Below are 15,199 nucleotides of genomic sequence, written 5' to 3' on the forward strand. Positions count from 1 at the left end.
AGGTTGCGCGGTGAGCAAGGACCGGAGCCAAGATGGCAAAGAACCGTAGTATTTTCGAAGAGGTTGGGACCACTGAAAAGCAGGTGGTTGAAACAGGGGTGATCGACAAGGGCAGGGGTGGCGCGCGCGGTGCAATCCGCGTGTGGCTGATGATGCTTTTTACCCTGGTGGTCGTGATGATTGCCGTGGGCGGTCTGACCCGTCTGACCGACAGTGGGCTATCCATCACCGAGTGGCGTCCCTTCACCGGGGCCATCCCGCCGCTGAACCAGGCGGATTGGGAGGCTGAATTCGCCCTCTACCAGCAGATCGACGAGTTTCGTCTGCAGAACGCCTGGATGACCATGGCGGATTTCAAAGTCATCTACTGGTGGGAGTGGGGTCATCGGCAGCTTGGCCGTGTGATCGGGCTTGTCTGGGCCATCGGCTTCTTCTGGTTCCTGATCCGCCGCCAGATCCCGACCGGTTGGACGCCGCGTCTGCTAGGGCTCGGTGTTCTGGGCGGTTTGCAGGGCGCCATCGGTTGGTGGATGGTCGCCAGTGGCGTGACGCAGGGCGAGGGGATGCTGGATGTGGCGAGCTATCGGCTTGCCACCCATCTGGGCCTTGCCTTCGTCATTCTGGGTTTCATTGCCTGGTACACCTATCTGCTGGGCCGACCCGAACGGGACTTGATGCAGGCGCGGCGGGACAAGGAAGCCAAGCTGTTTTCCATGTCCACGGGTCTGATGCACTTCGCTTTCCTGCAAATTCTGATCGGCGCGCTGGTGGCGGGCATTGATGCCGGGCGCAGCTATACCGACTGGCCGCTCATGGGCGGACAGGTGTTCCCGGCGACTGCCTTTGTCTTCGAGCCATGGTGGCGCAATTTCTTTGAGAGCCCCGGTCTGGTGCAGTTCATCCATCGCGTCACCGGCTACCTGCTTTTTGCCTTTGCCATTGTCGTCTGGCTGCGGGGGCGCAAGTCGGCGCATGAACGGACGCGCTTTGCGTTCAACGCGGTCTTTGCGGCGATGAGCCTGCAGATCGTGCTCGGCATTGTCACCGTTCTTTATGGCGCGCCGTGGCAAGTCGCGATCCTGCATCAGTTCCTGGCCGTTGTCCTGTGGGCGCTCATATTGCGCGCACGCTTCCTCGCTGCCTATCCCATTGCCACGTCCATCCGGGGGACATCTTGATGAGTGCCTTTGACGATCTTCTTGCCCATGACCACACGACGCAGGCCCTGGGCCAGGTCGCCGGTCGCCTTGGCTGGGATCAGGAGACGATGATGCCCCGCGGTGCTGCCGCTCAGCGCGGTGAAGAGATGGCCGCCATGGAAAGCGTGCTGCACGCGCGGCGCACCGATCCAAAGGTCGGCGACTGGCTGGCGGCGATCGATGCGGGCGGACTGGACGCAATTGATGCGGCGAAGCTGCGCGAGATCAAGCGCAGCTATGACCGTGCCTCAAAGGTGCCTGCGGAGTTGGCGGCCAGGATCGCGCGTGTGACGTCGATGGCCCAAGGCAAATGGGCCGAGGCGCGGGAGGCGGATGATTACGCGGCCTTTGCCCCCGTGCTGGCAGAGGTCATTGCACTCAAGCGCGAGGAAGGGGCCGCGCTGGCCAATGGCGGCGGCATCTATGATGCGATGCTTGAAGACTACGAACCCGGCACGACGGGTGCGGATCTTGAGGCGATGTTTGGCGCGTTGCGTCCCGCTTTGACCGAACTGCGGGCTGCAATCCTCGACAAACCAGCACCTGCGGAGGTTCAAGGGCCGTTCGACGAAAGGGCGCAACTGCAACTCAGCACGGTTCTTGCCAAAACCTTTGGCTATGATCTGGGACATGGGCGCATCGACAAGGCGGTGCATCCGTTCTCCTCCGGCTCTGGCAATGACGTACGGATCACCACGCGCACGAACCCTGACGATCCGTTCAACTGTTTCTACTCGACCATCCACGAGGTTGGGCACGCCTGTTACGAGCAGAACATCGACGATGCCTACCTGCTCAGCCCGCTGGGCCGGGGCGTGTCGATGGGTGTGCACGAAAGCCAAAGCCGTATCTACGAGAACCAGCTGGGGCGTAGCCGCGCCTTTACCGGCTGGCTCTATGGCCAGATGCGGGATGCATTTGGTGATTTCGGGATTGCGGACGAAGATGCGTTCTATGCTGCGGTGAACCGCGTCTCGAACGGCTATATCCGGACCGAGGCGGACGAGGTGCAGTACAACCTGCACGTTCTTCTGCGCTTTGACCTGGAGCGCGCGCTCATGTCCGGTGATCTGGATGTTGGAGATCTGGAGGCCGCGTGGAACGACCGGTTCGAAGCCGACTTCGGCTATGCCGTCGACAAGCCGTCAAACGGCGTTTTGCAGGATGTGCATTGGTCGGTTGGCCTGTTTGGATACTTCCCGACCTATTCGCTGGGCAATGTCTATGCCGGCTGTTTGCATGAGGCGTTGCGGGCGGCTGTTCCCGACCTCGATGCACAACTGGCGCAAGGCGATACGGCGGCGGCGACAGGTTGGTTGCGGGACAATCTGCAGGTTCACGGCAGTCTGTACGAACCGCGTGAGATGATCGAGCGGGCCAGTGGGCGAGCGCCGGGGCCGGAGCCACTGCTGGCGTATCTAAAGGACAAGTTCGGCGGTATCTACGGGCTTTAAGAAAGGTGCGCCCAGCGGGCACACCCTACGCGATCCCGTAGCGTGTGCAATAATTGCGCACCGCTATTCCTCAGCTTCCCCTTCGCCCTGATCCGCGATCCAAGCGACACTGACCACTTCCTCGCCCTTGCCGGTGTTGAACACCCGCACGCCGCCCGCGCTGCGGGAGCGGAAGCTGATGCCATCGACGGGAACGCGGATCGACTGGCCTTTGGAGGTCGCCAGCATGATCTGGTCGTCCATGTCGACCGGGAAGGAGGCGACGATGTCACCGCCGCGCATGGCCTTGTCCATGGCCGCAACACCCAGGCCGCCACGCCCGCGTACCGGGTAGTCGTGGCTGCTGCTGAGCTTGCCCGAACCGGTGGCCGTGATCGTCAGGATCAGGTTCTCGGCCGCTGACATTTCGGCATAGCGCTCAGGCGACAGGTTGCCGGGCGCGACGTCATCCTCATCGCCTTCGGGCTCTTCGGTGACACCGGCCATTAGGCGGCGCTGTTTGAGGTAGGCTGCGCGTTCTTCGGCATCGGCGTCGAAGTGACGGATGATGGACATGGATACGACGCGGTCGGACCCGCTTAGCTTGACCCCGCGCACGCCGACGGACGAACGGCTGTTGAAGACGCGCACATCGGTGGCTGGGAAGCGGATGGCGCGGCCGGAGTTGGTGACCAGCATCACGTCATCATCATTCGACGCGATACGTGCATTGATGAGGGTCGTGTCGGCGTGTTCATCCTCGAACTTCATGGCAATCTTGCCGTTGGATTTCACATTGGTGAAGTCGCTCAGCTTGTTGCGACGCACTGTGCCGGCGGAGGTGGCAAAGACGACCTGGAGGTCATCCCAATCTTTCTCATCCCTGTCCACAGGCATAATGGCGGCGATGCTAACCCCCGGGGGGATCGGCAGAATATTGACGATCGCCTTGCCCTTGGACGTGCGACCGCCTTGCGGCAAGCGCCAGGTCTTGAGCTTGTAGACCATACCGTCGGTGGTGAAGAACAGAAGCTGCGTATGTGTGTTGGCGACGAAGAGGGTGGTGATCACGTCCTCTTCCTTGGTCTGCATACCGCTCACACCCTTACCGCCGCGCTTTTGGCTGCGGAAATCAGCCAGCGGTGTGCGTTTGATGTAACCACCCGACGTCACGGTCACGACCATGTCCTCGCGCTCGATCAGGTCCTCGTCTTCCATGTCGCCGGACCAGTCGACGATTTCCGTGCGGCGCGGCACGGCGAACTGGTCTTTCACCTCAGTCAATTCGTCCGAGATGATGCCCATGATCCGTTCGCGTGACCCAAGGATTTCCAAGTATTCCTTGATCTTTGCGGCGAGTTCTTCAAGTTCGTCTGTGACTTCCTTGACCCCGATCTGGGTGAGGCGTTGAAGGCGCAGGTCGAGGATGGCACGGGCCTGAATTTCAGTCAGGTTATACGTGCCATCGTCATGCATTTTGGACAGCGGATCGTCAATCAGACGCAAGTAGCCTTCGATCTCGGCGGCGGGCCAGCGCCGTTCCATCAGCTTGGCACGCGCCTCGGCAGCGTCTGCAGAGGAGCGGATGGTGGCGACCACTTCGTCCACATTTGACACAGCAACGGCAAGGCCACACAGAATATGGCTGCGATCGCGCGCTTTGCGCAGGTCGAATGCTGTGCGCCGGATCACGACTTCCTCGCGGAAGTCGAGGAAGGATGTCAGGAAGCGGCGGAGCGTGAGTTGCTCGGGCCGACCGCCGTTCAACGCCAGCATGTTGCAGCCAAAGGACGTTTGCATCGGTGTGAAGCGGAACAGCTGGTTCAGCACCACTTCCGCGGTGGCGTCGCGCTTCAGCTCGATGACCACGCGGACGCCGTTGCGGTCGGATTCGTCCTGAACGTGGCTGATCCCTTCGATACGCTTTTCGCGCGCGGCCTCGGCGATGCGTTCGATCATCGTGGCCTTGTTCACTTGATAAGGAATCTCATCAATAACAATGGCGTAGCGGTCTTTCCTCAACTCCTCGACGCGCGTCTTGGACCGGACGATAACGCTGCCGCGCCCCTCTAGATAAGCTTTGCGCGCGCCGGAGCGGCCCAGCATGATGCCGCCCGTGGGGAAGTCGGGGCCGGGGACGTAGTCTATGAGCGCTTCGGACGACAAATCCGGGTCTTCGATCAGCGCAAGGCAAGCGTCGACGACTTCGCCCAGGTTGTGGGGCGGGATGTTGGTGGCCATGCCGACTGCGATGCCGCCGGCACCGTTGACGAGCATGTTGGGGAAGCGGGCGGGCAGGACGGTGGGCTCGCGGTCCTTGCCGTCGTAGTTGTCCTGGAAATCGACGGTGTCCTTGTCGATGTCGGCGAGGACAAAGGCCGCCGGTTTGTCCATGCGGACTTCGGTGTAGCGCATGGCGGCGGGGTTGTCGCCGTCCATGGAGCCGAAGTTCCCCTGACCGTCAAGTAACGGTAAAGACATGGAAAAATCCTGTGCCATGCGGACGAGCGCGTCGTAGATCGCGCTGTCTCCATGGGGGTGGTACTTACCCATGACATCGCCCACCGGACGGGCGGACTTGCGGTAGGATTTGTCGTGCGTGTTCCCGGTTTCGTGCATCGCGTAGAGGATGCGGCGGTGGACGGGTTTCAGGCCGTCGCGCAGGTCCGGGATGGCGCGGGAGACGATGACTGACATGGCGTAATCCAGGTAGGACGTGCGCATCTCGTCTTCGATGGAGACCGAGGGGCCGTCGTACTCGGGCCGTTCGGGCCGCATTTCATCATCATTTTCAGGGGGTTGTGGCGTGTCGTTCACGTGGCTCTGCCCGTTCTGTCGCGTGCTCTATATCTTGGGTCTGTTTCTATCAGAAACCGCATATAGGGTGCAATGGCTGAGGGTGTGCGGTTGTTAGCACTCTGGCCTGATCGGTGATAGGTTGTTGTTTTCATTGAAAATTAATCGGTGATAGGCTCTGCTGCGAGGAGAGCAGAGCAAAAAGGGGCGCGATATGGCCGAGAGCGAGACCGAATTGATGCTGAAAGGATACGGGCTGACCACGGCGGAGATGTTCTATCACATGCCGGACTATGTGCATGTTTTAAATACATTTATCTGGCAGGACTACGACATTGCGCCGGACCATCCGCGATTGTTCAAGTTCATCGACTTCTGGCGGGCCGAGATCGAGGGCGCGCTGCATTCCGTGCGCTTTACCCATCGCAAGATGATCGCGCCCGGCGAGTGGCGAAATGTGACCGGTGAGTTTACCGTGCATTGAAGTATTAATGCGCCGTACGGTGGGGTGAAGCGCGGCGCGTTGCGGCGAAACTGCATGTTTTCGACGGCAAACTGCGTATTTTGCCAATGCGATTTTGGGCTTTTTCTGACGGCAATTCGGGAAAGTGCATATTTTCGGGGTGAAACTGCGTATTTCGCTTCGAGAGCGTGATTTACAAATTGGTAAGACGTGCTGCGCTGTTAACCTTTGTCTATTTTGGTCCGTCGGGTGCACTCTTTGCCCCGGCAAATTCGCCCACCCGCCGGACCCGGGTTGCGGCGCAGGTTGGCATTGCTGAGGGGGGCGTGACGCCTTTGCGGTGATCGACGCACTCAGCATGTGATCGGTTTGCCGGGCCGTGGTGTCCGATCTGTTCCGATCTGTCATGCGGGAGCGGCGCTTGCCGATGTGGACTGCTTCCATTTGAGCGGCGACCCATTTCCGCGCACCGCCGGGTTGAGACAGCAGGTCCGGATCATTCTGGAGAACCGAACTGTGGTCCCCTGACGGCTTTATGATAGAAAGATGCGGCTCAGTGCTGCACGTGCAGCATCTGGCGTTGAGTATCTGTTTGAATCTGCTAGTGGTAGCGCAAACATTTCGCAGGCACGGAAAAAGGGAGCCCTTGCCATGGTATCGCGCGTCATTCCGGTGGACCCTTTCGATCTGGTGATTTTCGGAGGCACAGGTGATCTGGCCCGGCGCAAGATCCTGCCCGGTCTGTTCCGCCGTTTCTGTGCCGGTCAGATGCCCAATGGGTCCCGCGTGATCGGGGCCGCGCGGGGAGAGATGGACAGCGCGGCCTATCGTGAGTTCGTGGCTGAGGCGATTGCCGAGTTCGGAGGCGAGCGCGCCTGTGAGGATGGCACGCTGGACGGGTTTCTGGAGCGCATGGAGTTTGTCACCATAGATGCGCGCGGGGAAAATGGCTGGTCCGATCTGGTTGAACTGATGCGCGATGATGTGGTTCGTGCATTCTATTTTTCGGTCGGGCCGAGCCTGTTTGGCGACCTGGCGGAGCGGCTGACCAAGCATGGGCTCACGGATGCAGACAGCCGCATCGTGGTCGAGAAGCCCTTTGGTCGTGATCTGGATACGGCGAAGGCGCTGAACCGGGACCTCGCCAAGCATTTCGACGAGCGCCAGATTTATCGGATCGACCACTATCTGGGCAAGGAGACGGTGCAGAACCTGATGGCTGTCCGCTTTGGCAACATGCTGTTCGAGCCGTTGTGGAACAGCCAATATGTGGATCACATCCAGATCACTGTGGCCGAGACCGTCGGCGTTGGTGGTCGGGGCGAATATTATGACAAATCGGGTGCCATGCGCGACATGGTGCAGAACCACCTGATGCAGCTTTTGTGCCTGATCGCGATGGAACCGCCGTCGAAATTTGACCCGGATGCCGTGCGCGATGAGAAGCTGAAGGTGATCCGTGCGCTGGATCCGATGGTGCCGCATCATATCGTGCGGGGGCAGTATGAGCCGGGTGAGGATGAGCCGGGCTATCGCGAGGCTGTCGGGGATCCACGGTCGCGGACCGAGAGCTACATTGCCATGAAGGTTGGGATTTCCAACTGGCGGTGGGCAGGGACGCCGTTTTACCTGCGCACCGGCAAGCGGCTGAAGGCGCGGTCGAGCGAGATTGTCGTGGTGTTCAAGGAATTGAACCACTCGATCTTTGGTGAGGCGGGGGAGCATCGCAACGAGCTGTCCATTCGCTTGCAGCCGAATGAGGGGATTACGCTGGGCGTGACCATCAAGGAGCCGGGCCCTGGGGGGATGCGGTTGATGAATGTGCCGCTCGACATGTCCTTTGCCGAGGCATTGGGGGCCGATGGCGCGGATCAGACCGATGCCTATGAGCGCTTGATCATGGATGTGATCAGGGGCAACCAGACCTTGTTCATGCGGGGCGATGAAGTCGAGGCCGCCTGGGCCTGGACCGATCCCATCATCCAGGGCTGGGAGGCGCGCGGAGATGTGCCCAAGACCTATGATGCCGGTAGCGAGGGGCCGGTGGATGCCGTACAGCTTCTCGCACGCGACACCCGCGTGTGGAGGAAAGTGGCCCCATGAACATCGTCGAGTATCCTGACCGCGATCTGCTGGCCATTGGGTTGGCGGATGCGTTGGCGAGCGAATTGAAGAATTGTCTGCTGGTGCACCCTTCGGCGTCTTTTGTGGTGCCTGGGGGGACAACCCCTGGTCCGATCTTTGACAATCTGTGCGCGGCCGATGTGGATTGGTCGAGCGTGCATGTGATGCTGAGTGACGAGCGTTGGGTGCCCGAGGATCACGAGCGGTCGAATGCGAAGCTGCTGAAGAGCCGGTTGTTCCAGAGCCGGGCGGCGGCGGCGCAGTTTGTACCGTTCTATGTCGACGGGCAGACACCCGAGCAGGCGGCGCCGGATTTGTCGGCGCAATTGGCCGAAGAGATGCCTATCTCGGTTCTCTTGCTGGGCATGGGGGCGGATATGCATACCGCCTCACTGTTTCCAGGGGCCGTGGGGCTGGCGGATATGTTGGCTGATGATGCGCCGCTGGTGGTGCCGGTGTCGGTTGAGGGGCAGGAGCCGCGGATTTCTTTTTCGGGCCCTGCGCTGGCCGGGGCCATGGCGAAACATTTGGTGATTTACGGGGCCGAGAAACGGGACGCTTTGGAGCGGGCCGAGGGTTTGGACCCTACGGAGGCGCCGATCAAGGCGGTGATGAGCGGCCTCACGGTGCATTGGGCGGAGTAATTTCATGTGGACTGAATTGAAGACGAAGGCCGCCGCGGTAGCGGATCGGGCCATTCTGGACCTGTTTGATGATGCGCGGGCGGATGAGTTTGCCGTGCAGACGCAGCATATGCGGTTTGATTATTCGAAGACGAATTTGGATGCCGACACCCGCGCGCTTTTGCTGGCGCTGGCGGGCAGCGCCGATGTGGCGGCGCGGCGTGATGCGATGTTTGCGGGCGAGAAGATCAATGAGACCGAGGGGCGGGCGGTGCTGCACACCGCCTTGCGCAACATCGATGGTGGGCCGGTGCATGTGGATGGCGCGGACGTCATGCCGGGCGTGCTGGAGACGCTGGCGCGGATGGAGGCCTATGCCGCGGAGGTGCGCGGGAGTGCCATCACCGATGTGGTGAATATCGGGATTGGCGGATCGGACCTTGGACCCGCGATGGCGGTGCAGGCGCTGTCGCCGTATCACGATGGGCCGCGTGTGCATTTCGTGTCGAACGTGGACGGGGCGCATATTGCGGACACATTGCGGGGGCTGGATGCCAAGACGACGCTGTTGATCGTGGCATCGAAGACTTTTACCACCATCGAGACCATGACCAACGCGCGCACGGCGCGGGCGTGGATGCTGGATCAGGGCGGTGATCCGTCGGCGCAGTTTGCAGCACTTTCCACGAACCTTGAGAAGACGTCGGACTTTGGCATTCCGGCCGAGCGCGTCTTTGGCTTCGAGGACTGGGTTGGTGGGCGCTATTCGATGTGGGGGCCGATCGGGCTGTCACTGATGATGGCAATTGGGCCTGACGGGTTCCGGGCGTTTCTGCGGGGTGGGCAGGAGATGGACCGCCATTTCTGTGCCGCCGAGGGGGCCGAGAACATGCCGCTGATGCTGGCGCTTGTCGGCATCTGGCACCGGCAGGTGCTGGGTCATGCGACACGGGCCGTGCTGCCCTATGACCAGCGGTTGGGGCAGTTGCCCGACTACTTCCAGCAGCTTGAGATGGAATCGAACGGCAAGTCCGTGACCATGGATGGCGGTGTGGTGTCGGCTGAGAGCGGGCCCGTGGTCTGGGGTGCGCCGGGCACGAACGGGCAGCATGCGTTTTATCAGTTGATCCATCAGGGGACATCTGTGATCCCCTGCGAGTTCATGGTGGCCTGCGAGGGCCATGAGCCGGAGTTGCGGCACCATCACGATCTGCTGGTGGCGAATTGTCTGGCGCAGTCCGAAGCGCTGTTGCGTGGCCGGACGCTGGATGAGGCGCGTGCCAAGATTGCGGGTAAGTTCGAAGGGGCGGAACTGGAGCGGCAGGCGGCGCATCGGGTGTTTGAAGGCAACCGGCCGTCGATCACGCTGATCTATCCCAAGCTTGATCCGTTCACCCTGGGTCAGATCGTGGCGCTCTATGAGCATCGCGTGTTTGTCGAAGGCGTGATCCTGGGCATCAATTCCTATGACCAGTGGGGTGTTGAGCTGGGCAAGGAACTGGCGACGGCCTTGCAGCCGGTTGTCGAGGGAACGGCCTCCGCCGAAGGCAAGGACGGATCGACCCGCAGCCTGATTGCGTATTTGCACGCGCACCGTTCATAGCTGCTGTTGAAAGGTGCGCCTGACGGCGCACGCGATTCATTTTCTCTGACGAGGGGGCTGTCTGCCCCCTCGCGCTCCCCCGAAAGTATTTTGAGCCAGAAGAAGGCGATACTGCGTGTGCGCGGATTATTGCCGATGCGGGTGCGTTTGGTCGGGAATATCTGACCTGACTTATGGTTGAAAACGCAACATTGTTGCGCAGGGCGTCCAATATTTTTTGCCCTGTTTCTTTTAACATGCACCGGAGGCCAATATTATGGCTGGCACACAACACGGGCTGACACGGCTCGATCAACTTTTCAAAACGTGTATTCATGGCAAGGGACCGGCGCGGCCCTTTGCGCAGACGCTGGGGCGGGTTCTGCCTGCGAACCCGGTTCACATCAGAAACATCACCCATGCCGACGTGATTGCGACCCTGCATGAACTGGCGGACTCCATGGGGGCTGTCGAGAACGAGGACGGGCCTGCGGATGCCGGCATGACCTTTCTCGGGCAGTTCGTGGACCATGATGTCACGCTCGATGCGACTTCGGCCCTGGGGACGCGGATTGATCCGTCGACCATTCCCAATGTGCGGACGCCGAGCCTTGATCTCGATTGCGTCTATGGTGCGGGTCCGGAGGCGTCGCCGCATCTGTATGGGGCCGGTGAAGCCGAGCAGTTTCTTGTGCACGGGCGCAAGGACAACCCGCGGGATCTGGCGCGGACCTGTGCCGGCAAGGCGCTGATCGGTGATCCGCGCAATGACGAGAATATCCTCGTGGCGCAGGTGCAGTCGGTGTTCATCGAGTTGCACAACATCCTGATGAGCAAGCGGGTCGAGGGTGGTGATGATGCCAAGGACATCAGCGTCTGTGCCCATGAGGGCCTGCCCAAGCATGTCTGGCATGATCATGTGAGCCCGAAGCTGGAGAATTTCGAAGAGGTCCGCCGCTTTATCCGGCTGCATTACCAGTGGATCGTGTGGTGCGAGTTGCTGCCTGCCTTTGTCCAGCAGGAATGCCTGGACTGGGCGCTGGCGAATGATCCGTTTGGCTGGGACGCGCCGGTCATGCCGGTGGAGTTTACCGGGGCTGGATACCGCTTTGGTCACGCGACCACGCAGTTCGAATATGCGCTGACGGATGGCGCGGCCCCAAGAGGGCTGTTTGCGCTGCCGGGCTTTGGTCCGCGGCCTGTGGATGGCAACATTGATTACGCCATGTTCTTCGGCATGAATGGTGGCGTGACTTCGCAAAAGGCGCGGCCTGTGGCGCCGAAGCTGGGCACGCCGTTGCTCAATCTGCCCTTCGTCCATGCGCCGATTGAGCTGGCGGATATCGAGGAGACGCTGAGCCTTGCTCAATCGCGCAACCTTGCGCTGCGTAACATGGTGCGCGACCGCTATACCTATCAGCTGGCGAGCGGGCAGCAGCTGGCGGCGCATCTGGGCACCCATGTGCTTGACGCGCCTGCGATCCTGAAGGCCAAGGGCATCACCAAGACGCCGCTGTGGTTCTACTGCCTGCAGGAGGCCGAGGAGAAGGGTCACGGCAAGCTGACCGGGGCGGGGGGCCGTCTGGTGGCGTCCGTCTTTGCCAACCTGCTGAAGCGTGATCCCACGACCTTCCTGCATGTGCCGCATTTCAAGCCGTGGCACGGGTTCAAGGGGCAGCCGAGTGTGATGGCCGGGCTGATCGCCTATGTGGAGGCGCATCGCGGCCACATCGCCCATGCCGAGGATTTGCAGTGCGGCTGAGCCGATTGCTGTGAACGAGAGAGGGCCGGCCGTTTGGTCGGCCCTTTTCTTTGCGTCAGCCATCGCACGCTGTGCTTGCATGGCGCGCCGCCCCTTGGCAGGGTTGTGACAAGGGAGGAGCGCGCGCGGTCGGGGAGGGCCGTGCGGACAAGGCGTTGCTCTGACAGGAAAAACGGGAGGCGCCGATGCTTGGCCAAATGATGAACTATCCCCTGACCATTTCGTCCCTTGTGGACCATGCGGCGCGATATCATGGCGAGACGGTCATCACCTCCGTCAACACCGGTGGCGGGGTCGAGGAGACCACGTGGGGGCAGGTCGGTGCCAACAGTCGGGCATTGGGTGATGCGCTGTTGAAGCTGGGGCTGGAGCCGCAGGCGCGCTGTGCCACCATTGCGTGGAACAACCGGCGCCATCTGGAGATCTACTTTGGCGTGTCGGGCGCCGGGCTGGTGTGCCACACGATTAATCCGCGTCTGTTTCCCGAGCAGCTGATCTACATCATCAACCATGCCGAGGATCGGGTGCTGTTCATCGACCGGACCTTTGTGCCGTTGGTCAAGGCCATCCGCGACAAGATCCCCGGTGTGAAGCACATCGTGTTGATGGAGGGCCGGGACGAGGCGGCGGCGGCCGAGATCGACGGTTTGGAGTTTTATGATGAGTTGGTGGCCGGTGGGTCGCCCGACTTTGAGTGGCCCGAGATTGACGAAAACACCGCCTCATCACTGTGCTACACGTCCGGCACGACGGGGAACCCGAAGGGGGTCCTCTACTCGCATCGGTCGACTGTCTTGCATGCGTTTGCGTCGAACACGCCGGATTGCATCGGGTTTTCGGCGCGTGATGTGGTCCTGCCCGTGGTGCCGATGTTCCATGTGAATGCGTGGGGCACGCCTTATGCCTGCGCGCAGGTGGGTGCGCGGATGGTGTTGCCGGGGCCGGGTCTGGATGGGCCGTCGCTGGTGAAGCTGATTGATGGGTGCAAGGTGTCGATTGCGCTTGGCGTGCCGACGATCTGGTTGGGGCTGCTGGGCGAGGCGGAGGCGTCGGGGTCGCAGCTTGCGAGCCTGAATCGGACGGTTGTGGGCGGGTCGGCCTGTCCGCCGTCGATGATCGCGGCCTTCCGCGAGAAATATGATGTGGAGTTGATCCATGCCTGGGGCATGACGGAGATGTCGCCCTTGGGCTCAAGCAATCAGCCGTTGGCCAAGCACGCCGATTTGCCGCTGGAGGCGCAGCACAAGCTGCGAGAGAACCAGGGCCGTCCGCCCTGGGGTGTCGAGTTGGAGATCATGGATGATGACGGCAATCCGCTGCCCCATGATGGAGAAGCGCAAGGCGCGCTGATGGTGCGGGGGCATTGGATCCTCGACAGTTATTTCCTGAAATCACAGGACGAGACGTTGACCAATGGCTGGTTTGATACGGGCGATGTGGCGACGCTGGACCCCGATGGGTACCTGTCGATCAAGGATCGGTCCAAGGACATCATCAAGTCGGGCGGCGAGTGGATTTCATCGGTCGATCTGGAGAACATCGCCATTGCGCATCCGGCGCTGGCCGACGCCGCCGTGATCGGGGCGCGGCACGAGAAATGGGATGAACGGCCCGTGTTGGTGGCCGTGGCCGCTGAGGGGCAGAGCCCGTCGGAGGCGGAGGTGCTGGAGGTGTTCGATGGCAAGATTGCCAGGTGGCAGGTGCCGGACAAGGTCGTGTTTACCGATGTGCTGCCGCGCAATGCTACGGGCAAGGTGCTGAAGCGGAACCTGCGCGATCAGTTCGGCGACGTGTTGGTGGGCTGAGGACGCGCTTGCGTCTGCACCTCGTCGGGCCGACGCTCCGCCCGCGGCAGGTACAAGCGCACGGTTGTGCCCCGACCGGGCTGGCTGTTGATTTCCACCTCACCGCCCGATTGCACGGCAAAACCGCAGACCATGGGCAGCCCCAATCCGCTGCCCTTGCCGACGCCCTTGGTGGTAAAGAACGGATCCCGGATGCTGGGCAATATGTTCGCGGGTATGCCCTGACCGGTGTCCGTGACTTCGAACGCGATATAGTGCACGCCATCGGCCAGTTTGAGCGCGGCGGGTGGGCGTGCGGGATCGATCAGCCGGATGCTCAGCTTGCCGCCGTCCGGCATGGCGTCGCGGGCGTTGATCACCAGGTTCAAAAGAGCCGATTGCAGAAGGGTTTCGTCGGTCAAGATGCACGGGTGCGAACCTGTCGCGCGGATGCTGAGCACGATGTTGGCGGGCAGGACGCGGCGGGCCATCTCCTCGAGCGTGCGCAGGATGTCTTCGGGTGCGACGTGGCGGGGCCACAGTTCGGCCTTGCGCCCGTATGATGTCAATTGCCGGGTCAGCTGTGCGCCGCGCTGTGCCGCGGTCAGTGCGGCGGTCAGGAATTCATCGCGATCTTCGTCATCTGGATAGCTTTCTAGAAGTTCAAGATTGCCCTGTATCACACTGAGAAGGTTGTTGAAATCATGTGCGACACCGCTTGTTAGCGTGCCGAGCGCTTCGACTTTCTGTGCTTGCAGGAACTGTTCGCGCGTCTCCTTCAATTCGCGGTTCGCGCGATGGGCTTCGAAGAGACAGACACCAAAATACACCGCGAGGCACGCGCTGAGCACAATGGCGGACCAGAAGGCTGCGCCGCCATACGGTGCTTCGAAAAAGCTCGCGGCCAGCCAGACCACCGCTACAAGGATCGGGGTCAGGTACGCGGCCCCGAGCACCCAGTTCCGTGCCCGCAGCAAAAAGATGTTCAGGACGGCTCCCACCAGCAGGATGCCGGTGCCGAATTTCCAGACATCGCCCTCGAGCGACCAGATATGGACGGGAAGGAAGGCGTAGATGCTGGCCTGGGCGAAACTGACTGTCCAAAGCAGAGCGAATGCCTTGTGTTCGCGCCCTTCGACCCGCATGTGCAATGCAGATTTTTCAAGAAAAACAAACGTATAGTAGCAGACCAGCCAGATAGGCAAAATGGTCAGGTCGAGGAAGTACCATCCACATGAGCCTGCAACCATAACGAGAACAGATCGGATCAGGAATTCTGTACTTAGAACACGTTCGGAGTGTTTCGCTTCCTCAAAAACCGTTCTGATGCGGGCGGCGTAATCCAATCTCGACCGTTTCAAATTCCATATTGAGCCAAGACACGGCCCGCAATTACGTCACGTGCACCATCCGCTGGTGCCAGACGCAAGCGT

10 protein-coding genes are annotated in these 15,199 nt (G+C 61.1%); 8 read left to right on the forward strand and 2 right to left on the reverse strand.

Translation table 11 applies throughout. The annotated features are described in order from the left end of the window. Positions 1 to 32 precede the first annotated feature (32 nt). Complete coding sequence (gene ctaA, locus KUV51_RS05575; protein ID WP_222520586.1) at positions 33 to 1,178, forward strand: heme A synthase; 1,146 nt, start codon at positions 33 to 35, stop codon at positions 1,176 to 1,178. Next, positions 1,178 to 2,653: a carboxypeptidase M32 gene (locus tag KUV51_RS05580; protein WP_222520587.1), complete on the forward strand. Its 1,476-nt coding sequence runs from the start codon at positions 1,178 to 1,180 to the stop codon at positions 2,651 to 2,653. Before ctaA ends, KUV51_RS05580 begins: the two co-directional genes overlap by 1 nt. A 63-nt stretch (positions 2,654 to 2,716) precedes the next feature. On the opposite strand, the gene gyrA is transcribed toward KUV51_RS05580, so the two are convergent. Continuing rightward, positions 2,717 to 5,410, reverse strand: a complete 2,694-nt coding sequence (gyrA, locus tag KUV51_RS05585; RefSeq protein ID WP_222521254.1) for a DNA gyrase subunit A — start codon at positions 5,408 to 5,410, stop codon at positions 2,717 to 2,719. Between the two features lie 232 nt (positions 5,411 to 5,642). On the opposite strand from gyrA, the gene KUV51_RS05590 reads away from it, so the two are divergent. The 6 genes from KUV51_RS05590 (at position 5,643) to KUV51_RS05615 (ending at position 13,787) form a co-directional block, all read left to right on the forward strand. Continuing rightward, a complete protein-coding gene (locus KUV51_RS05590; RefSeq protein WP_222520588.1) occupies positions 5,643 to 5,912 on the forward strand; it encodes an usg protein in 270 nt (89 codons plus the stop codon). A gap of 630 nt (positions 5,913 to 6,542) precedes the next feature. Further along, positions 6,543 to 7,994 carry a glucose-6-phosphate dehydrogenase gene (gene zwf / locus KUV51_RS05595; RefSeq protein WP_222520589.1) on the forward strand — a complete coding sequence of 484 codons (1,452 nt, stop codon included), beginning with the start codon at positions 6,543 to 6,545 and terminating at the stop codon, positions 7,992 to 7,994. Continuing rightward, on the forward strand, positions 7,991 to 8,659 hold the full coding sequence (gene pgl / locus KUV51_RS05600) for a 6-phosphogluconolactonase (protein ID WP_222520590.1): 669 nt from the start codon (positions 7,991 to 7,993) through the stop codon (positions 8,657 to 8,659). Before zwf ends, pgl begins: the two co-directional genes overlap by 4 nt. Before the next feature lie 4 nt (positions 8,660 to 8,663). Then, positions 8,664 to 10,241 carry a glucose-6-phosphate isomerase gene (gene pgi / locus KUV51_RS05605; RefSeq protein WP_222520591.1) on the forward strand — a complete coding sequence of 526 codons (1,578 nt, stop codon included), beginning with the start codon at positions 8,664 to 8,666 and terminating at the stop codon, positions 10,239 to 10,241. 256 nt (positions 10,242 to 10,497) lie between these two features. Next, the gene (locus KUV51_RS05610) at positions 10,498 to 11,982 is read left to right on the forward strand and encodes a peroxidase family protein (RefSeq protein ID WP_222520592.1); all 1,485 of its coding nucleotides are present in this window, start codon (positions 10,498 to 10,500) and stop codon (positions 11,980 to 11,982) included. Between the two features lie 185 nt (positions 11,983 to 12,167). After that, the gene (locus KUV51_RS05615; RefSeq protein WP_222520593.1) at positions 12,168 to 13,787 is read left to right on the forward strand and encodes a long-chain-fatty-acid--CoA ligase; all 1,620 of its coding nucleotides are present in this window, start codon (positions 12,168 to 12,170) and stop codon (positions 13,785 to 13,787) included. On the opposite strand, the gene KUV51_RS05620 is transcribed toward KUV51_RS05615, so the two are convergent. Further along, on the reverse strand, positions 13,760 to 15,112 hold the full coding sequence (locus KUV51_RS05620) for a sensor histidine kinase (RefSeq protein WP_222520594.1): 1,353 nt from the start codon (positions 15,110 to 15,112) through the stop codon (positions 13,760 to 13,762). The genes KUV51_RS05615 and KUV51_RS05620 overlap by 28 nt on opposite strands. Positions 15,113 to 15,199 lie beyond the last annotated feature (87 nt).

Source organism: Tateyamaria omphalii, from assembly GCF_019802125.1.
In the GTDB taxonomy this organism is placed as follows: domain Bacteria; phylum Pseudomonadota; class Alphaproteobacteria; order Rhodobacterales; family Rhodobacteraceae; genus Tateyamaria; species Tateyamaria omphalii_B.